The 20266-nt window shown below is 39.2% G+C and carries 16 protein-coding genes; 13 read left to right on the top strand and 3 right to left on the bottom strand.

Annotated elements, in window-relative coordinates; genetic code table 11:
- On the bottom strand, positions 1 to 1366 hold a 1366-nt coding region (locus tag Q7P05_RS02710; RefSeq protein WP_303930291.1), incomplete at its 3' end, for an MFS transporter.
- A gap of 356 nt (positions 1367 to 1722) precedes the next feature.
- Here Q7P05_RS02710 and Q7P05_RS02705 point away from each other — a divergent pair.
- The 10 genes from Q7P05_RS02705 to Q7P05_RS02660 all read left to right on the top strand — a co-directional run bounded on the left by Q7P05_RS02705 (position 1723) and on the right by Q7P05_RS02660 (position 14542).
- A complete protein-coding gene (locus Q7P05_RS02705) occupies positions 1723 to 2409 on the top strand; it encodes a Crp/Fnr family transcriptional regulator (protein ID WP_105090077.1) in 687 nt (228 codons plus the stop codon).
- 71 nt (positions 2410 to 2480) lie between these two features.
- Positions 2481 to 6155: a nitrate reductase subunit alpha gene (locus tag Q7P05_RS02700; RefSeq protein ID WP_303930290.1), complete on the top strand. Its 3675-nt coding sequence runs from the start codon at positions 2481 to 2483 to the stop codon at positions 6153 to 6155.
- Positions 6145 to 7572 carry a nitrate reductase subunit beta gene (gene narH / locus Q7P05_RS02695; protein ID WP_077708023.1) on the top strand — a complete coding sequence of 476 codons (1428 nt, stop codon included), beginning with the start codon at positions 6145 to 6147 and terminating at the stop codon, positions 7570 to 7572. The genes Q7P05_RS02700 and narH overlap by 11 nt, the downstream gene beginning before the upstream one ends.
- Positions 7572 to 8096, top strand: a complete 525-nt coding sequence (gene narJ, locus Q7P05_RS02690; protein WP_005381454.1) for a nitrate reductase molybdenum cofactor assembly chaperone — start codon at positions 7572 to 7574, stop codon at positions 8094 to 8096. The genes narH and narJ overlap by 1 nt, the downstream gene beginning before the upstream one ends.
- On the top strand, positions 8093 to 8764 hold the full coding sequence (narI, locus tag Q7P05_RS02685) for a respiratory nitrate reductase subunit gamma (protein WP_105081540.1): 672 nt from the start codon (positions 8093 to 8095) through the stop codon (positions 8762 to 8764). Before narJ ends, narI begins: the two co-directional genes overlap by 4 nt.
- Positions 8765 to 9134: 370 nt before the next feature.
- Complete coding sequence (locus Q7P05_RS02680; protein ID WP_303930294.1) at positions 9135 to 9737, top strand: hypothetical protein; 603 nt, start codon at positions 9135 to 9137, stop codon at positions 9735 to 9737.
- A 244-nt stretch (positions 9738 to 9981) separates the two neighbouring features.
- On the top strand, positions 9982 to 11253 hold the full coding sequence (locus tag Q7P05_RS02675) for a putative porin (RefSeq protein WP_303930287.1): 1272 nt from the start codon (positions 9982 to 9984) through the stop codon (positions 11251 to 11253).
- A gap of 145 nt (positions 11254 to 11398) precedes the next feature.
- On the top strand, positions 11399 to 12004 hold the full coding sequence (locus Q7P05_RS02670) for a hypothetical protein (protein WP_303930285.1): 606 nt from the start codon (positions 11399 to 11401) through the stop codon (positions 12002 to 12004).
- A gap of 289 nt (positions 12005 to 12293) precedes the next feature.
- A complete protein-coding gene (locus Q7P05_RS02665) occupies positions 12294 to 13499 on the top strand; it encodes an MFS transporter (RefSeq protein ID WP_303883552.1) in 1206 nt (401 codons plus the stop codon).
- A gap of 158 nt (positions 13500 to 13657) precedes the next feature.
- The gene (locus Q7P05_RS02660) at positions 13658 to 14542 is read left to right on the top strand and encodes a LysR family transcriptional regulator (protein ID WP_060923915.1); all 885 of its coding nucleotides are present in this window, start codon (positions 13658 to 13660) and stop codon (positions 14540 to 14542) included.
- 125 nt (positions 14543 to 14667) lie between these two features.
- Here Q7P05_RS02660 and Q7P05_RS02655 read toward each other — a convergent pair whose 3' ends face one another.
- Both Q7P05_RS02655 and Q7P05_RS02650 read right to left on the bottom strand, forming a co-directional pair.
- Positions 14668 to 15285: a LysE/ArgO family amino acid transporter gene (locus Q7P05_RS02655; RefSeq protein ID WP_060923914.1), complete on the bottom strand. Its 618-nt coding sequence runs from the start codon at positions 15283 to 15285 to the stop codon at positions 14668 to 14670.
- 135 nt (positions 15286 to 15420) lie between these two features.
- Entirely contained in the window at positions 15421 to 16461 is a 1041-nt protein-coding gene (locus Q7P05_RS02650) for a YeiH family protein (RefSeq protein ID WP_227721197.1), read from the bottom strand.
- 342 nt (positions 16462 to 16803) lie between these two features.
- Between Q7P05_RS02650 and Q7P05_RS02645 the strand changes: the two genes are divergently transcribed.
- From Q7P05_RS02645 to bioA, 3 genes are all read left to right on the top strand, one after another.
- A complete protein-coding gene (locus tag Q7P05_RS02645; protein WP_060923912.1) occupies positions 16804 to 17349 on the top strand; it encodes a carbonic anhydrase in 546 nt (181 codons plus the stop codon).
- 604 nt (positions 17350 to 17953) lie between these two features.
- Positions 17954 to 18706 carry a dethiobiotin synthase gene (gene bioD / locus Q7P05_RS02640; RefSeq protein ID WP_005387661.1) on the top strand — a complete coding sequence of 251 codons (753 nt, stop codon included), beginning with the start codon at positions 17954 to 17956 and terminating at the stop codon, positions 18704 to 18706.
- 119 nt (positions 18707 to 18825) lie between these two features.
- On the top strand, positions 18826 to 20214 hold the full coding sequence (bioA, locus tag Q7P05_RS02635) for an adenosylmethionine--8-amino-7-oxononanoate transaminase (RefSeq protein WP_129823610.1): 1389 nt from the start codon (positions 18826 to 18828) through the stop codon (positions 20212 to 20214).
- Positions 20215 to 20266: the final 52 nt, after the last annotated feature.

The raw sequence follows: 20266 nt of genomic DNA, 5'->3' as shown, positions 1-20266 counted from the left end.
GCCACCTTCCGCTCCGCCCAGAACGGCGCCGGGTTCCGGCGGTTTCATCTGGACGTACGTAGAACCAGTAGCATACTGCTACAGTTACGATGTTGAAGGCTAATAATACAGCAAAGGCTGGGTGAATATTGCCAAACATGGAATATACAAAACCGAAGATTTTAGGTGTAATGAAGGCACCGTATGCAGCTACGGCAGCAACGAAACCTGTGATTAAAGAGGAAAGCAATGGATTGCCGAATACGTGAGGAATCATACGGAATGTAGCACCAGTTGCGAAACCACAGCATACGAATGTCAATACGGACATAGCGAAGAAGAATGGGAAGTTGTGCATATCTACGCCAACTGCAATCAATGCAGTTGTTGCACATAAGCCGATGAGGCTAACAAAGGTAACCTTTGTACCGCTGTTGATTTTATCGGCTAACCAACCACCTACAGGGCGAAGCGCACCTGCTACGAGTGGACCTACGAATGCGATAGAAGCAAATGGAACTTCAGGGAATTCTTTACCTACTAATAGGCCAAGTGCTGCTGCATAACCAGAGAAAGCACCGAAGGAACATGTATATAACAATGTAAGTGCCCAAGTGTGTTTATTACCAAAGATTTGTACCAGGTTTTTAGGATTTGGTTTTTCTAATGGCAAGTTATCCATGAAACGTGTCATCAATGCAAGGATAACAACGAGAGGTACGATCCACATAAAAGCAGCATTGGCAAGGTAAACTGCATTACCTTTGATGATAGCTGGTGTTACACCGAATACGCTACCTAATGCAGCGGAACCCATAGCGAATGGAGCTAAGAAGTAGATTACAGAGATACCAAGGTTACCAACACCGCCGTTGATACCAAGAGCCGTACCTTTTTCGGATTTAGGGAAGAAGTTGCCAATGTACGCCATGGAGGATGAGAAGTTGGCGCCCGCTAAACCGATAAGGGCAGTTAAGATCATGAATGTCATGTAAGAAGTTGTTGTATCTTGAACAGCAAAGCCAAGCCATACAACAGGAACTAATAAAATAAGTGTGGAGATAAATGTCCAGTTTTTACCACCAATCAATGCTGGCATATAGGTATATACAAAACGTAATGTAGCACCTACAAGACCTGGCAAGGCAGCTAATGTAAATAATTGATCTGTTGTGAAATTAAAGCCTGCGCCGTTAAGCTGTGCTGCAATGGTTGCCCACAAGTACCATACGCAGAATGAAAGTGTTAGTGCGATTGTGGAGATAACCAAGTTTTGTTTAGCAATTTTTTTACCAAACTTTTCCCAAAATTCTGGATTATCTGGTTGCCAATTAGCCACAATTTCGCTACGGCTTGCCCCTACTTGAGGCATTTTTAGTTCGCTCATTTTGAACTTCTCCTTACTGAAAAACTATACATGCAATGAAGACAAGGAAGATACAAATAGGGTCCTTTGTATATGAATATTGCAATCTATAATAAAAACTATAGAAAATATTCGATTAACTGAAAGAACTGCGTTATAATTATTGTATCACATAAATTTTCAATGTCTTATATCACAAATATATTATATATTGGAAAATTTTTTGTGAATGTGATGAAAAACACACATATTCTGAAATTAATAAGTTATAATAATCTTATATATACAAAAAAGTATATAATACATGTACTTTTACTATAAATAGATTAGTATAACTAATGGATTTTATTTTAAAAGTACAATGGAGTAGTGAAGGTATGGATGAAAATTTAATTAACCAATTACTAGCTTTGCCGGGCGAGGAACTCCATCTTAAAAAAGGTGATTTTCTCTTCCACGAGGGGGACAAGGCAGAACACTTTTACGTAGTGTTAAAAGGTAGAATGAGCATTAAGAAGTTCGAATCTAGTGGGCACATTTTTGCATTGCGTCTCGTAGGTCCGAATAATGTAATTGGTGAGGTTCCGTTGTATGAGGAGAACACAAGAACGTATGTGTTCAACGCCATCGCTCGGGAGGATTGCTCTGTTTATTCCATTCGCTATGATGTATTAGAGAACGCTATTGCAAAAGACCATTCATTGGCTATTGCAATGATGAAGATCTATACATTACATATGCGACGTCAACAGGCAAAATACCGAGACTTGCTACTATATGGCAAGAAGGGAGCATTTTATTCTACCTTGTTGCGCTTAGCCAATAGTTATGGTGTAGAGCGCGAGGATGGTATCTTTATCGATATCGCCCTAACAAATCAAGAGTTGGCTGAATTTGCTGCCACATCAAGAGAAAGTTTAAATCGCATGCTAAGTGAGTTGCGTAAGTTGGGCTATGTAGCCTATGATAAACACCATCTAGTAATCTGTGATTTTGACGCTTTAATCGGGTTGCTTGATTTAGAGGTTGATAATATAGACCCTAATATTAGTAATATCGAATAACAGGATTCTCTCCCTTGTGTTAGCTCAGCTAGCACAAGGGATTTTTTTGTAGTTTTGAAGGAGGACACGAGATGAGCTTGTTGTCTCAAAAGTTTAAGTTTCTTCGCAAGAAGAACGTATCTCCAAGCGGCCATCAAATAACTGAAGATGGCGGTCGCGAGTGGGAAAATTTTTATCGTGACCGTTGGTCTTACGATAAAGTTGTCCGTACAACGCATGGCGTAAACTGTACTGGTTCTTGTAGCTGGAATATTTACGTAAAAAATGGTGTTGTTGCATGGGAAAATCAGGCTATTGACTACCCTGAAACACCAGATGATATGCCGGATTACGAACCACGTGGGTGCCCTCGTGGTGCGACATTCTCTTGGTATCTCTATAGCCCATTGCGCGTAAAATATCCTTATGTACGCGGTGAATTGGCTGAGCTTTGGAGAGAAGCGAAAAAGAATGCTAAGAACCCAATTGAAGCTTGGAAATCTATCGTAGAAGATCCTGAAAAAGCGAAAAAATACAAATCTGCCCGTGGTATGGGTGGCTTTGTGCGCTCCACATGGGATGAAGCAACAGAAATTACTGCTGCATCCTTATTATATACAGCAAAAACATACGGCCCTGACCGCAACGCAGGCTTCTCTGTAATCCCAGCGATGTCCATGTTGTCCTATGCAGCAGGTGCTCGTTTCCTTAACTTAATGGGTGGTACACCATTGTCCTTCTATGACTGGTATGCCGATTTGCCACCTTCTAGCCCTCAAGTTTGGGGTGAACAAACAGATACTCCTGAATCTGGTGACTGGTACAATGCTGGTTACATCATGACTTGGGGTTCCAATGTACCATTGACTCGTACCCCAGATGCTCACTTCTTAACAGAGGTTCGTTACAAAGGTACAAAAGTTGTATCCGTATCCCCTGACTATGCGGAATCTACAACTTCTTCCGACGCATGGCTCAATGTAAAAGCCGGCACTGATGCGGCTCTTGCTATGGCAATGGGTCACGTTATCTTAAAAGAATATTACATCGATAAAGAAACTCCATACTTCAAAGAGTATGCAAAAGAGTTTACTGATATGCCATTCCTTGTACGCGTTGAAGATATCAATGGCACTGTACAACCAGGCCGTTTCTTGAATGCTAAGGACTTAGGTCGCCAAGAAGAAGGCGCTGACTTCCAAATGGTATTGATCGATGAACTTACAAATGAAATCGTTGTTCCTAATGGTACGATGGGTGAACGTCACACGAACCCTCAAAAATGGAATTTGCGTCTTGAAAACCGCGATACAGGGGCTAAAATTGACCCTCGTTTATCCGTATTTGATCAACGTGAAGATGTAACTGTTGTTAATTTGCCATACTTTGGCGATGAAGAACACGAAGGCGTTATTGAACGTGCTATTCCAACGATTACAGTACAAACTGTTGATGGTCCTGTAAAAGTAACTACTGTATATGACCTCATTCTTGCTAACTATGGTATCGATCGTGGTATCGGCGGTGAAGTGGCTAAAGCTTACACTGATGACACTCCTTACACACCTACATGGCAAGAAAAAATCACTGGCGTAAAAGCAGATATCGCTATTGCTACAGCTCGTGAATTTGCAGATAATGCAGAAAAAACTAAAGGTCGCTCCATGATTATCATGGGTGGTGGTATTAACCACTGGTACCATGCAGATATCATTTACCGCACAATCTTGAACCTCATCATGTTCTGTGGTACAGAAGGTGTTAACGGTGGTGGCTGGGCTCACTACGTAGGTCAAGAAAAACTTCGTCCTGTTGAAGGCTGGGGCGGTATCATGACAGCTAACGACTGGAGTAAAGCTCCTCGTTTGCAAAATGGTACATCTTGGTTCTACTTTGCTACAGAACAATATCGTTCTGATTGCATCGATTTGGCAGACCGCGTGTCTAAATTAGCTAAACCTCGTTACCGTCACCCTGGTGATTACAACGTATTGGCTGCACGTTTAGGTTGGTTGCCATCTTACCCTACTTTCAATAAAGGTAGCCAAGAATTGATTAACGATGCTCGTGCAGCAGGTGCTGGTACAGAAGCAGAAATCAATCAATATGTGGCGCAAGCATTGAAAAACAAAGAATTACAATTCTGCGTAGAAGATCCAGCGGCTAAAGAAAACCACCCACGCAACTTGTTTGTATGGCGTGCAAACCTTATCGGTTCTTCCTCTAAAGGCCATGAATATTTCTTAAAACATTTACTTGGTACAAAACATGGTGTTCTTGAAGATGATGATGCACCAGTAAAACCAGAAGAAATCAAATGGCGCGAAGCAGATGAAGCTGGTAAGCTTGACCTCTTAATCGATATCGACTTCCGTATGGCTTCTACAGGCTTATACTCTGATATCGTATTCCCAGCTGCTACATGGTATGAAAAAGAAGACTTGTCTTCTACAGACATGCATCCATATGTACACGTATTCCAAGCAGCTGTTGATTGCGCATGGGAAACTAAATCTGACTGGGATACATTCCGTACCCTTGCAGAAACAGTATCTCGCGTAGCGAAAGAGTCTGGCTTCACAGAATATGAAGATATCGTAGCATTACCTCTTGGTCATGACAGCCCAGGTGAAGTGGCACAACCAGAAGGTAAGGTTCTTGACTGGAGCAAAGGCGAATGTGAACCAATTCCTGGTAAAACAATGCCGAACCTTGTTCATGTAAAACGTGATTACAGTAAAATCTTTGAAAAATACATTGCGTTGGGACCTAATATCGAAAATAAAATGGGTGCTCATGGCATGGCGTGGGATGTATCTGATGAATACAAGACATTATATGATCAAAATGGTATCATCGATAATCCAGAATTCATTTCTCATGGCCGTCCTAGCATTTACGAATGTAAGGAAGCTTGTAATGTTGTATTAACATTATCTTCTTGTACAAATGGTAAATTGGCTGTTCGCTCTTGGAAAGCTATGGAAGAAAAAACAGGTCTTTCTGGTCTTGAAAAGAACGCAAAAGGTCGCGAACAAGAAAAAATTACTTTCGATGATATGGTTCGCCAACCACGCTTCATCATTAGCTCTGTAACAAGTACTGGTAAGAACGATAAAAACCGTCGTTACTCTCCATTTACAACATCTACAGAAGATAAAGTACCATTCCGTACCGTAACAGGTCGTCAATCCTTCTATTGTGACCATGAAATGATGCGTGATTACGGTGAAGCTATGGCGTTGTACAAACCTGTATTGTCCTATAAACCAGTACAAGGTGACTACAAACAAGAAGGTATCCCTGAAATCACATTGAAATACTTAACACCACATCATAAGTGGTCTACACATAGTATGTATTTCGATAGCCAACAAATGTTGACATTGTTCCGTGGTGGTCAAACAATTTGGCTCAACGAAGATGATGCAGCAGAAATTGACGTTAAAGATAATGATTGGGTAGAAGCTTTCAACAAAAACGGTATCGTTGCAGCTCGTGCTGTAGTTTCCCCACGTATTCCTCGCGGTATTTCCTATATGCATCATTCCCAAGACCGTCACATCAACGTTCCTGGCGCGAAGGTTAAGAAACAACGCGGTGGTACGCATAATGCACCAACTCATATTCACATGAAACCGACACACATGATCGGCGGTTATGGCCAATTGAGCTATGGCTTTAACTACTATGGCCCAACTGGTAACCAACGTGATATGACAATTGTGGCTCGTAAAATGAAGGAGGTAGATTGGCTTGAAGATTAAGGCTCAAGTATCTATGGTCCTAAATTTGGATAAGTGTTTGGGTTGTCATACATGCTCTATCACTTGTAAAAATACATGGACGAACCGCGAAGGCGCGGAATATATGTACTTCAATAACGTGGAAACTCGCCCAGGCGTAGGTTACCCACGTCATTGGGAAGACCAAGAAAAATGGAAAGGCGGCTGGACATTAGATAATTCTGGTAAATTGGCTCTTTCTACAGGTTCTAAAACAAACCGTTTGATGAAATTATTCTTCCATCCTGAACAACCAGAATTGAAGGATTACTTCGAACCTTGGACATATGACTATGAAACATTGATTCATGGTGGTCGTAAAAACAACCAACCAGTTGCTCGTCCTCGCTCTCTTGTGACTAAACAAAAAATGGAAGTTACTTGGGGCCCTAACTGGGATGACGATTTAGCAGGTGGTCAACATGCTCGTTCCGATGTGAACTTGGCTAAGATGGGCGAAGATATCGTATTTGACTACGAAGAAGTATTCATGCGTTACTTGCCACGTCTTTGTAACCACTGCTTGAACCCTGCATGTGTAGCTGCATGTCCATCTGGCGCAATCTACAAACGCGATGAAGATGGTGTAGTTCTTGTATCTCAAGACGTATGTCGCGGTTGGAGACATTGTGTTCCATCTTGCCCATACAAAAAAATCTTCTACAACTGGGAAACAAATAAAGCTGAAAAATGCGTATTCTGTTACCCACGTTTGGAAAATGGCTTGCCTCAAATCTGTGCTGAAACATGCGTAGGTCGTATGCGCTACGTAGGTGTTGTATTCTACGACATGGACAAAGTCGAAGAAATGGCAGCTACAAAAAATGAACAAGATATTTACGAAAATACAGTAGAGTTAATCTTGGATCCTCATGATCCTGAGGTTATCAAAGCAGCTCGTGCAGAAGGTATCTCCGAAGCATGGATTAAAGCAGCTCAAAAATCTCCTGTATACAAACTTGTAAAAGAATGGGGCGTGGCATTGCCATTGCATCCTGAGTACCGTACATTGCCAATGGTTTGGTATGTGCCACCACTCAGCCCAATCTTGCAACGTGTAACATCTGATGTATACTTGCCAGATGCACACGAAATGCGCGTGCCTGTACAGTACTTAGCTAATCTGTTTACAGCAGGTAACACAGAAATCTTAGCTCGTACATTGCAACGTGTTCTCGACATGCGTGAATACATGCGCCGTCGTGAAACAGGTGATGGTCCTATCGAACACAAAGTTGATTTAACAGAAGATCAAATGTACGCTATGTATAAATTGTTGGCATTGTCCAAATACAATGATCGCTTTGTTATCCCATCTGATGTTAAAGTATCTCGCGAAGGTCGCCTAGAAATGCAACAAAATCGCGGCTTTGCTTGCCCTACAGGGGGATGTCAATAATGAAGGATGCTCAGAAAATCGCTCTTATTGCGTCATTTCTTCTACGCTATCCTGATGAACAATGGTATAACGAATTACCTGAATGGAGAGAGGACGCCCAATCCGTTGGGCATCCTCAACTTCGCCAAGGTTTATTAGAATTCTTCGACTATGTAGAGGAATCCGATAAAAAAGAATTTGAAGACCAATATGTTCGTACCTTTGATTTTAGTCAAAATACAACTATGTATTTATCGACGTATGAGTTACAAGGTACAGGGGAACAAGCGGAAGAACTCGTAAAATTTAAAGCTTTCTTCCTCGAAAACGACTATGATTTGCCAAAAGAAATGCCTGATTATATTCCAGCACTTCTCGAACTTTGTGCCGTTATCGATGATGAAAAAGCAAAAGAAATTTACGACTATTGTAAGCCAAAATTGGAATACATTAGAGAACGCTTCATTGAGGCTAAATTGCCTTATGCATTCTTGTTTGATATTATCTTGTCTGTTGCAAATGGATTGGAGGACGGTGCACGATGAATCTATTCCTTTGGGGCGCTTTGCCTTACATCGCTTTCACCTTCTTAATCGTAGGTACTTTGGTTCGTTTCTTCTACTTTGAAAGAAACTGGACTACAAAATCGAGTGAATTTTTAGAGAAAAAACAATTGCGCATTGCCAATCCATTGTTTCACTTTGGCTTGCTTTGCGTTATCGGTGGTCACGTAGTAGGTGTGTTAATCCCTAAAACTTGGACTGCTGCAATCGGTATTAATGACCATTTGTACCATGAAGGTGCTTTATACATGGGTGCTGTAGCTGGTATTATCTTTATCGTAGGCTTCTTGCTTTTGATGAAACGTCGCTTTACTGTGCCTGCTATGAAAGTTAACACATCTGGTCTTGATAAATGGTTATATTTGTTCTTAACATTAGCTATTTTCAGTGGTATGGCTGGTACATTGCTTAATGCATCCGGTTTCTTTGATTACCGCGTATCTATCGGCCCTTGGTTCCGTAGCTTGCTATCCTTTATGCCAGATCCATCCTTGATGGAAGGTGTACCATTCATGTTTAAATTCCACATGTTGGCTTGGATGGTAGTAGCTATTATCTTCCCATTCAGCCGTTTGGTACATTGCTTGAGTGTTCCACTCAACTACTTAACACGTCCGTTCATTGTATATCGTAAACGAGACGAAAAATAATTAGGATGATGATTGATTTGTACGTCCTTTATAATATGACAAATTAATCTTAGCCCCTTGTATTGATATTAGTTTATGCTAATCAATACAAGGGGCTTTTATTTGCTAATTTTGGTTAGCGTAGTTTAGATAACATAATTTAACTTAACATGACATAACATAACATAACATAACATTATTTCTGATTGAATTACCTATTTTTACAAAATACTTCGGAGTTGTGTATATAGTTAGAATAAAAGACTAAATTAGAATTATTCTTATAATGAATGGTACCTATCTAATAAAAGCAATCTACAAATCTCGACTTAAATGATAAAATATATTAAGTAAAATTGGCATTTCAGGAATTATGTTAGAGAGGTTTATGATGAATCAAGTGGAAACGAAACAGTATAAGAGTATTTACCATATCTTTATATGGATTGCAGTATTCTCCTTAATTATGATCGGTTTATTGGAGTGGGGTTATATCGTAGGTGGTCGTGCCTTCGGCAACTATAAAGTCTATACAGGTCTTGTACCTTGGTGTACGTGGATTGTGATGACTTATTTGGCCACTCGTCCTAAATGGTTTACAAGCCGCTATAATTTAGGTGATATGTATAAGGTACACCGCGCTTTAGGTATTGCTACTGTAGCTGTTATTGCATTCCATTTATACCTCTATTTCGGTAAAGCTGCTAAATCCATCCTTGGTTGGTGGGGTGGCTATGTGGCTCTTACTGCTTTTGGTATTGGTACTATTTCTGGCCTCGCGTTCTTAACACCAAAACTTAGAAAAGTTACGCCATCTGGTCGTAATGTGGGTATTTGGCTTCATCGATTAAATCTTGTAGCATTAGTTGCTGCGGATATCCATATTCATGGTTTTAATCGTATTTCTAAAATGGTACCATTCTTACAAGTCTTTGATATCATTACATACGGTCTTGTTCTTTACTGCATCTATTTGATGTTTAAAAAGAAATAATAAGATACTTACAAATCCCTTCTGTATTATACAGAAGGGATTTTTTCGTTATATTTTTATTACTTAGGAAATTAAATAGGCCATATTATTAGTTAAAGGTATATATGATTATGAGATTGATATACATTTTCTCTTTACTCTGTTAATGAAAGTTGTTATTATTTCTGTATTATGTATGATAATGATAATTAAGTTCATATATTCATTATCTACTCATTTTTATTTTTAGTATGTGAGGTTTATTATGATGAAACGTAAAATGACTAGTGCTTTTGCAGTAGCAGCTGTGATGGGTGTAGCTACAGCTTTTGCTGTTAACCCGTTTTCCGATGTGCCGTCCGATAGCTGGGCTTACCAAGCAGTAGATCAATTGGCTACAGCTGGTATTATCAATGGTTATCCTGATGGTACTTTCAAAGGTCAAAATAACATTACTCGTTACGAAATGGCTCAAATGATTGCGAAAGGCATGGCTAATCAAGATCGTGCAAATGCTGAACAACAAGCATTGTTGAATCGTTTGGCCGATGAGTTTTCTAATGAGTTGAATACACTTGGTGTACGTGTTGCAAAATTAGAAGATCGCGTAGGCAATGTAAAGGTTACTGGTGATGCTCGTATCAATTACATCGGTAAAGAGGGTATCGATGGTTATGATTACGAAGATAAACTTACAGCCCGTGTACGTTTAGGCCTAGATGCAAAGGTTAATAAAAATACATCTGTAAAAGCTCGTATTACAACAGGCTCTATTGAACTAGGTGATAGTTCTAAAGATGCTCAAGCTAATTGGGATTTAGCATATGTAGAGCATAAATTCGGTAAAAATGTTGTAGTTGATGCTGGTCGTTATACCCAAAAATTTGGTGGTGGCTTGATTTATAGCTCTAACTTTGATGGTGTAGGCGCTACAGCGAAGCTAGGTGATAAAGTTACATTAAATGGTGCATATGGTTATATGACAGCAGGCCGTTTTGCTAAGACTAGTAAAGCTGATAATGGTGATGTAGGTCTTGTTAATGCCCATGTAGCTGTTAATGATCGCTTTAGCTTTGGCGGTATGTTTGCTCATGTAGGTACAACAAATGTACGAATGGGTAATGGCAAGAAAAATAACGAATTCGATAATGTATATGGCTTTAATGCTAAATATAATGTTGGTAAATTCGGTATTGATGGCGAGTGGGTAAAAGCATCTGGCTTGAGTGATTCCGATGTTTGGAACGTAGGCGTTAAATGGGGCGATTATAAAATTAACAAGAAAAACTCTTGGGTTATCCGCTTAGATTACTTTGATCAAGCTAAAAATGCACCTGTATTTAAAACGCAAAAATATGAATCTAATGACTTATTAAAGAAAACACGGTATGAAGGTTATAAAGCATGGCAATTAGGTGCATCTTACGCACCAGAGAAAAATATTGGTATTAATACATACTATGGCTTCCATGCGAAAACACAAGATGGTAACCGTGTAAATGATTTCTACCGTGCAGACCTCAACTTCAAATTCTAGTTCTAATTTTAGGATGGATCTGGATTTAATAACTAATTAGTTTTAAGTTCTAAGTAGAATGCTATGTGGATTGAAATTGTTAGCATGCTACATTAGGCCAACTAGATATATACTGGTAGTTTGTATAAGAAATAGTGAGGTTTATATGGTAGAAGTAGTAAAAAAACAGTTTAAGAGTAAATACCATATTTTAATATGGATTGCAGTTTTATCCTTAATATTTATGGGCATGGTGGAATATGGTTATGTAACAGGTGGTAGACCATTTGGTAACTGGAAGGTTCACTTAGGTCTTATTCCTTATGTTGCATGGCTTGTATTAACATATATTGCAACAAAACCAAAATGGTTTATCAAACGATATAATCCAAAAGAAATGTTTGAAGTTCATCGCATCGTAGGTATCGTTAGTGTTGTTCTTGTATGTGCACATTGGTATGTATACTTCTTGAAAGCATTGAAGTCCTTCTTAGGATTCTGGGGCGGTTATATCTCCCTTGGAGCCATGTTTATTGCTCTTATCTTTGCCGTATTGTACTTAACGCCTTGGGTAGGCAATATGGCAAAATCTGTATCTCGTAAAAAAGCAATCTGGATTCATCGTTTGAACCTTATTGCTATCATTGCAGCAAATATTCATGTTCATGGTTTTGGACGTTTGTCTAAAATGGTACCATTCTTACCTGTATTTGATGTAGTGACGTATGCACTTGTTATTTACTACATCTATTGGATGTTCAAACAAAAATAAATGATGTATACGTACTTTTATTCTTATAAAAGTCGTATAATCATAGAACTAAAAAGAGACCATCTCTACCCTTTATATGTGGAAGAGATGGTCTTTTTTTATTCTTTACGATACAATAGGAGTATACGTATATACTTTACGGATTTGTGTAAGTATATGCTGTTTGTTATTGTGAGGGTTAGGGTAAATTAGTATTATAAACATTTATTATGTTTTAGCTTATTTTTAGACATTATTAATATGTATATATTACCTTTCTAGATAATCTCAAATAAGAAAGAAGGTCACTATGGATTCTTCTTGGAAACGAATTATATACCTAATCTGTACCATACAGGTTGGTGGCGGTATAACCATTATAGGGGTGGTTTCGTTTATTCCTTTGTTTTTGGCTGAGCTGGGACTTCATGATCAAGGACAGGCGGCTATGTGGGCAGGGATTGTATCTGGGGTTACACCTTTAATGGTAGCACTTAGTGCACCTTATTGGTCTCGTAAGGCAAATCAATGGGGCCCTCGTAAGGTGATGATGCTCATATTGTTTATTCTGATGATTACTGTTGGAGCTTGTGCTTTTACACAGACGCCAATGCAATTATTGATTCTACGTATTTTGCAAGGTGTTGTGGGTGGTTATGTGCCGATAGGATTAGCTATTATTGTCCTTATAACACCTGAGAATAAAGTGCCTTGGGCAATGGGCTTATACCAAGCGTCTATGGTTATGGGCCTCGTCTTTGGACCGCTCATGGGTGGCCTTGTGGCCGACTTCTTAGGTTATCGTGCACCATTTTTGGTATTTTCTGTATTGACTGGGATTTGTATGTTAGGGATTTATTTCTTAATGCCCAATTTACAGTTCAAACATAAGGTGGATGAAAGTGTATCAGAAATTTCGCTGATTAAATATTTTTTATCTATACCTCGTGTACGTCTCCTTGTAGGAATGCTATTCTTGTGTAATTTTGGTATTACAGGTATAGGTCCTATTTTACCGTTATATATTAAGCACTATATGCATATGACTGACGAGTTTGTGGCGACTATTGTTGGTATTATTATCTTCGGTGCTGGTGTATTCAGTGCCTTAGCATCCATTTCAATCGGTAAGGTAACACAACGATTGACCATGCCTCGTATTATCTTTACTGCTACATGGGCAGTGGGCTCCTTATTTATTTTGCAATACTTAATGCCTAGTATATGGGGACTAGGCATATTCCGTGCTATAGCCGGATTCTTTATGGGCTTTATTACGCCAATTGCAAATACGCTGATATCCAAGGCTGTCCCTATTGAGCGACGCGGCATTGTCTTTGGCGCCGTATCTAGTGTAGCCATGATGGGTAATGTATTAGGCCCTGTTATTAGTGGTATTATTGCGCGTGCCTTTGGATATGGTGCTGTGTTCTGGTCTACGGCAGCGATATTCTTTGTGGCGTCTTGGTTTGTATACCGTAATTTAGTTATGTCTCGTGAAAGCAGTTCATCATAGTGAAGATGCTTTCAATGAAATATAATAGTTGTAGTTGTAGTTGTAGAAAAATATTATGTGAGTAGCAAATACCAATGAGAGGGGTTGGTGTATGTTGTGTAGTGGGCTAGTAGATAGAGTAAGGCTACTAATTATAAGAGAGATGAGAGTGTATCGTTATGTTGTTGAAACAATTAGAGTATTTTGTGTGTGTAGTTGATAATAATAGTTTTACTCAAGCTGCGACAGAGCAGTATGTGTCTCAATCTGCTATTTCACAACAAATTAAAGCCCTTGAAACGAGTTTAGGCGTGGAGCTGATGGTACGAGAAAAACGAAGCTTTCACCTAACACCAGCGGGGCAATATTTATATCGATCTGGTAAAAAATTACTAGAACGCTTTCACGCTATTAAGGTAGAAACAACCCGCATTGGTACAGATGCACGTGTTAGCTTACGAATTGGCTATTTAAATCGCTATAGTGGGATGGCTATGCAGCAAACGGTCATTCGCATGGCTAAACGCTATAAAAACCTAGATATCCGCATGTATAGTGGCAGCCATGAGGAACTATATGGCATGTTAGATGATCGTCGTGTGGATGTAATATTTAATGATCAGTGGCAGATTTTATCTGATGATTATGAAAGTTTTTTGATTGATAAGGCGATCACCATAATTGAGGTGCCACAAGGTTATACAAAGGAAGGTAGCGTCGAAATTAAAACTATTGATGACTTACCACTTATCTTAGTTTGTCGCGGTAAGTATACGCTAGCTGAGGAAGAACATTATCGTAAGGCCATTGGTTATGCCGGTGCCTTTGCATATGCTCGTACATTAGAGGAGGCGCGCTATTTAGTAGCAGGTCAACAAGGACTATTGCTGCTTGATCGTTTTAAATATTTAACCGACTCCATGCCAGGTATTGAGCGCAAGGTATTAACTAACCATGGTAAATCGATGGAGCGCAATTACTACTTTGTATCGCAACAAAATCAAAATAACACCTATGTAGAAGCCTTTAGAGAAATGTTTAAACAAGTTTTAGCAGAGTTTTAACGTATCAAAGACGGATTATGGAAAATAAATTTAATCGTCATATAACAAATAAACAATTACAATATAAAAGCCGTTAGCATATGCTAACGGCTTTACTGTCTATAGATTGCGGTATTAAAGTTATTTTAATTAAAATATTCTAAGAACATTGTGACTCCATCGATGAATAATTTTATGCCATAAATGACGAGTACTGCACCACAGAAGCGATTGATCCACGCCATATGGGTGATTTTTATTTTTTTAGCTAATAAATGCATGGTGGCAGCCAAGGCTCCAAACCACATTGGGGTCATAGCTAGGAAGCCTCCAAAGAAATAATAAATACCTTCTTCAGGTATATTAGCTTGAAAGGCGCCGAGCATCATAGTTGCATCAAGAACGGCTTGAGGATTCCCCCAGGATACAGCGATAGCGGATAGGATAATTTTACGAATTGGAATATTCGTATTTACATTGTGCATATCTGGTTCAGTTCTGAATATATTAAAGCCCATGTACACAATCAGTAGGCCCCCAAAAAGGAGTACGATAAGCTTTGTAAGCGGCCACATTTCAAGAATGGCGCCGATACCAAAGAAGGCTGCCGTACTGAGGCTCATATCAAATAGTGCCAATATGATAAGGGTCAATATGATACGACGTATAGGTTGTACCAATGCTGTGTTGATGATGAAGAGGTTTTGCATGCCAACAGGGGCAAATGTTGCGAGACCGACAAGAAGTCCTTGTAAGAAGTACATGTTAACCCTCCTAACTATAGTATGATAAAGTACTAATAAGGTGAATAGTAGCACGAAACCCCTCCATTACTGGAGGGGTTATTACTATTCTAACTATATACAATTATATCATATTAAAATAGGTATGTATATTTCTTACCATAAACCAATCATATGTTGTGTAGCTAGGCTGACTGCTGTGATGGCAATCCAGCAACAAGCACCCAATGCAAGGGCAGAACCACCGGATTTTATCAATTTTACGATATTAGTATTAAGTCCGATAGCAACCATGGCCATTGTAATAAAGTATTTGGAAATAGTTTTGAATACACTCAAGAATTGAATATCTACATTCGCATAGGATAATACTGTTGTAATAAGAGAACAAATCACAAAGTATAAAACAAATTTAGGGAAGATTTTAGCGATGCTAACACTGCTACCATCAGCTTGAGCAGCACTTTGTTTTGCTTTATATACTTGGTAACTTGCTAAACCTAAACAAATAGGAATAATAGCGAGGGTACGTGTTAATTTAACGATTGTCGCATATTCTAGTACTTGTGTACCAGTACCTTTCATACTATCCCATACGGCAGCTGTAGCTGTTACCGAGGATGTATCGTTTACGGCGGTACCAGCAAATAGACCAAAGCCCATATTGGAAAGACCAATAGCATCACCAAATGGAGGGAATACAAAAGCTGCTACTACATTGAAGAAGAATACAACGGAGATTGCTTGGGCAATATCTTGATCCTCTGCCTTGATGACTGGTGCAGCTGCAGCGATAGCAGAACCACCACAAATGGAGGAACCTACGCCGATAAGTACGGCTGTATTAGAGTCGATATGAGTGAGTCGATAGATAACATAGGACACGATTAAGGATGTAGCGATAGTTGAAATGATGACAGGTAATGAAATCCAACCTACATGTAAAATCTGTGTAATATTTAAGCCAAAGCCCAATAAAATAACGGCCCATTGTAAAATCTTTTTGGATGTAAATCCAATGCCGGCACCAGTTTTTTCGCGCTTCCAAGATGTGAATACGGAGCCAATAATTATACCCAAGATGATAGCAAAGATTGGACTACCGATAAGGTGAAACTCTAGGCCTAATAGCCAACAAGGAATAGCGAGGACTGCACAGAGCAGAATGCCTGGCAATGTTTTTTGATTGATACCCATAATAAAAACCTCCTTACTGTACATACAGTTCACGTCATATGTGGTATCATGTGGCGTTTCTCTTCTATAGTATTAATAGTACCATATTGGGGGAATTATAATCTACTAGTAATGTAAGAAATATACAGTATATTCATTTTTATAAATATATAAGAATAAAAGGTATAATAAATGAATATTAATTATAAATATTGAATTAATACGATTTTTGTGGATTTCTTATGAAGGATATAGGTTATAATAAATATTTATATGTGATGAAAATCTCTTGTTTTTCATTGAATATATTGTATATAATGAATAGAATCTATTTTATAGATAGAAATGTAAATGAGGTACCTTATGATTGATATTAAAAAAATAATTGAAACCAATAAAGAGTATGTGAAAAACCACCCAGAATTACCAAAAGCAGGATTAACAAGCCATCCTACTAAAAAACTAGGTATTGTCACATGTATGGATACGCGTTTAGTCTGCATGCTAGAAGATGCATTAGGTTTTAACCGTGGTGAAATCATCGTTATAAAAACAGCCGGTAATAGTGTAACGCAACCTATCGATAATATCGTACAAAGCTTGCTAGTAGCTACGTATGGTATGGAAATTGAAGACGTATTAGTCATCGGCCATGAGAACTGCGGCATGATTGATTTCTCTGCTACAACGTTTATGGAGTCCATGAAAGAAAAAGGTATCAGTGAAGATGCGATTCGCATGATCGAACCAGGACTTATTGATTGGATGGATCGTTTCCACATCTCTGAAGACAATGTAATCTATACAGTTAACTTCTTGCGTCACCACCCACTATTCCCAAAAGGAATGGGATTCTATGGAGGGATGATGGATCCTGATACAGGCGAATTCCGCTACCTCGAAATATAAACCGAGATTTGATGGGTCCCAAGTTGATTTGTACATTTAAGTGAAAAAGGACGATAACTAACCTCTACGCTCCAAAGCGAGCTAAGTCGCTAATCGGTTAGTTATCGTCCTTTTTCCAACTGTACATATGAATTAGTCCCATCAAATCTGAATGTCCATTAGCGCGTTAGCGTAATTTCGCCGTATCAAGAGGGGAAAGAGAAATTAATTGGGGCCCATTAGATAACTACATTTAGGTAAAAAAGAGTGAGGACTAAAGTCATCACTCTTTTTCTTTTCCCCAATAGCCAACCTATTATTAGCGTATTCAAAGTGGCGGTCTATGACTCTATGGGACTAGTACGGAGATAATGTTATAAAAAGCAGTGTTCCTAAGCGAAGCGCGACTTAGTTTACTATGGAGCACGGAGGTTAGGGACACTACTTTTTAATTAAAATGTAGAGATGCATATGGGCCCCATAGAGTCACAATAATGTAAACTTGAACGCTAATAATAGGTTGACTATATATTCCGTTTGGCTGTATATTGTAATTAGATTGTAAACTTACTCACATAAATTAGTTAACCTATGCGGCGTTAAGTATCGCTGAGAGGAGACATGTATGAAGCAGTTAGGTATTTCTATAATTGGTACAGATACAGATGTAGGCAAGACGTTTGTGACAGGGCTGTTAGGGGCCATGGCTGTAGATGATGGTTTTGCGGTTGGTATGGTTAAACCAGTGTCCTCTAGTGCGGTACCTTTTCCTGAATGTGTAACGATGGATGAGGATAATTATAATGTGGATCTTGAAAGTAAGGATGCTACGCATTTGATGCGTTCTGCAGGCATTCCGGAATCTCGTCGTCATGAGGTTAATCCGTATGCTATCGCAGGTGATTTTTCTCCCCGCCTTGCTGCAGAGTTATCTGGTATAGAAATCGATTATGATGGTGTAGTAGCTCATACATTAGATGTTGTTAATCGCTATGATCTAACCTTTGTAGAAGGTGCTGGTGGTATTACAACACCTCTTTACGGCGATAAAACATTCACGGATTTAATGAAAGATATTAAATTACCAGCCATCGTTGTAGCTGATGGACGATTGGGCTCCATTAACCGCGCGATTTTGACTTGTGAATACGCGAAGATGCATGGTATTGAGGTGAAAGCTATCATCGTAAATGATACAACGGCAGTAGATCCATTCTTATTGAAAACAAATGTAGAGGATATGGAACGATACACAGGTATTCCTGTAGTAGCTGTTGTACCGCCATACCAAGGGCCAGATATTCAAAAGGTTCAGCTTGGTTGGGCTCGATCCTTTGTGGATTCTAAGAAGGTATGGAATACAGTATTAGGTATATAGTAGTTAGATATTGTAATTTAATTTAGACTAATTATTTATGGTAATAGACTGTTATAGTAATTGAGTATTATAGGTATTGAGAGTTATAGTTTGTAAAATTGTACGTATGAGGTGACGAAATGGCAGAGAAACAGCTTTCACAAGCAGCACAGTGGGACCATGAGTTTGTATGGCATCCATTTACACAAATGCAAGATTGGTTAGCACAAGAACCAGTAGTAATCGAACGTGGTGAGGGGGTATACCTCATCGATGAGAACGGTAAAAAGTATTATGACGGCGTGTCCTCCTTATGGGTTAATATTCATGGACACAATCATCCTGTATTAAACCAAGCCTTGAAGGAACAAGTGGATAAGATTGCTCATAGCACATTGCTCGGTCTTGTAAGCCCGCCATCTGCACAGTTGTGTAAAGAATTGGTAGAGCTCGCGCCAGAAGGCTTAAATAAAGTATTCTTATCCGATGATGGCAGTACGGCTATTGAAGTTGCTATCAAGATGGCCTACCAATATCGCCAACTTGTAGGACAAACAAAGAAAACTAAGTTCATTGCCCTTAATGCAGGCTATCACGGGGATACATTAGGCACCGTATCTGTAGGTGGTATTCAATTATTCCACCAAGTATTCCATAATTTATTATTCAAACCGTTGACATTGCCAAGCCCTGGCGTATATCGCGACGTAGCAGATCGAGATAAAGCCTTCGATGAGTCTTTGGCTGAATTAGAACGCATCCTTAATGAAGAGGGTGATGAAATCACAGCTCTTGTTATGGAACCATTGGTTCAAGCTGCAGCAGGCATGCTCGTCATGCCTCATGGCTATTTGAAACGGGTTCGTGAATTGACTGCGAAACATGACGTATTTCTCATTGTCGATGAAGTGGCAACAGGCTTTGGTCGTACTGGTAAATTCTTTGCCTGCGAACACGAAGATGTGGCTCCAGACTTTATGACCTTATCTAAAGGGATTACTGGCGGTTATATGCCTCTAGCTGCCACATTGACTACACAACGCATATTTGATGCATTTCTCGGTACCTTTGAAGAAAAGAAAACATTCTATCATGGTCACTCCTATACAGGTAATGCCTTGGCTTGTGCCGTTGCATTGGCTTCGTTGAAAGTTTTCCGCGAAGAGAAGGTCATCGAAGGATTGCCTAAAAAAATCGAGGCTTTCACCAATGCATTAAAACCTATTGAAAAATTAAAACATGTGAAAGAGGTTCGTCAACGAGGTCTCATCGTAGGCATTGAACTTGAAAAAGACGTGGCCACTCATGAAGCATATCGTCCAAATGATGCGGTAGGGGCTAAGGTGGCTATTCTTGCCCGTGAACAAGGCCTTATTTGCCGTCCTATCGGCGATGTAGTAATTCTCATGCCTCCATTGGCGTCCACTGTGGAACAATTAGAGGATATGGTTCGCATCGTTGGTGAAAGTATCCAACGAGCTACCGAAGAAGAGGGGATTCTCGAAGATTTACGGCCAATTATTTTGTAAAAATATAGGATCAAGCATTTTATAAAGGTTTGGTGTAATAATAAAAGCTATA

It is taken from the genome of Veillonella dispar, assembly GCF_937975875.1.
Classification (GTDB): Bacteria; Bacillota; Negativicutes; order Veillonellales; family Veillonellaceae; genus Veillonella; species Veillonella dispar_B.
The sequence above is the reverse complement of the archived record's forward strand: the minus strand, read 5'-3'. Positions and strand labels throughout refer to the sequence as shown.

Coding starts and splice junctions, on each gene's coding strand:
- Q7P05_RS02705 (WP_105090077.1), top strand. CDS start 1,723: ATGGATGAAAATTTAATTAACCAATTACTAGCTTTGCCGGGCGAGGAA.
- Q7P05_RS02700 (WP_303930290.1), top strand. CDS start 2,481: ATGAGCTTGTTGTCTCAAAAGTTTAAGTTTCTTCGCAAGAAGAACGTA.
- narJ (WP_005381454.1), top strand. CDS start 7,572: ATGAAGGATGCTCAGAAAATCGCTCTTATTGCGTCATTTCTTCTACGC.
- narI (WP_105081540.1), top strand. CDS start 8,093: ATGAATCTATTCCTTTGGGGCGCTTTGCCTTACATCGCTTTCACCTTC.
- Q7P05_RS02680 (WP_303930294.1), top strand. CDS start 9,135: ATGAATCAAGTGGAAACGAAACAGTATAAGAGTATTTACCATATCTTT.
- Q7P05_RS02675 (WP_303930287.1), top strand. CDS start 9,982: ATGATGAAACGTAAAATGACTAGTGCTTTTGCAGTAGCAGCTGTGATG.
- Q7P05_RS02670 (WP_303930285.1), top strand. CDS start 11,399: ATGGTAGAAGTAGTAAAAAAACAGTTTAAGAGTAAATACCATATTTTA.
- Q7P05_RS02665 (WP_303883552.1), top strand. CDS start 12,294: ATGGATTCTTCTTGGAAACGAATTATATACCTAATCTGTACCATACAG.
- Q7P05_RS02660 (WP_060923915.1), top strand. CDS start 13,658: ATGTTGTTGAAACAATTAGAGTATTTTGTGTGTGTAGTTGATAATAAT.
- Q7P05_RS02655 (WP_060923914.1), bottom strand. CDS start 15,285: ATGTACTTCTTACAAGGACTTCTTGTCGGTCTCGCAACATTTGCCCCT.
- Q7P05_RS02650 (WP_227721197.1), bottom strand. CDS start 16,461: ATGGGTATCAATCAAAAAACATTGCCAGGCATTCTGCTCTGTGCAGTC.
- Q7P05_RS02645 (WP_060923912.1), top strand. CDS start 16,804: ATGATTGATATTAAAAAAATAATTGAAACCAATAAAGAGTATGTGAAA.
- bioD (WP_005387661.1), top strand. CDS start 17,954: ATGAAGCAGTTAGGTATTTCTATAATTGGTACAGATACAGATGTAGGC.
- bioA (WP_129823610.1), top strand. CDS start 18,826: ATGGCAGAGAAACAGCTTTCACAAGCAGCACAGTGGGACCATGAGTTT.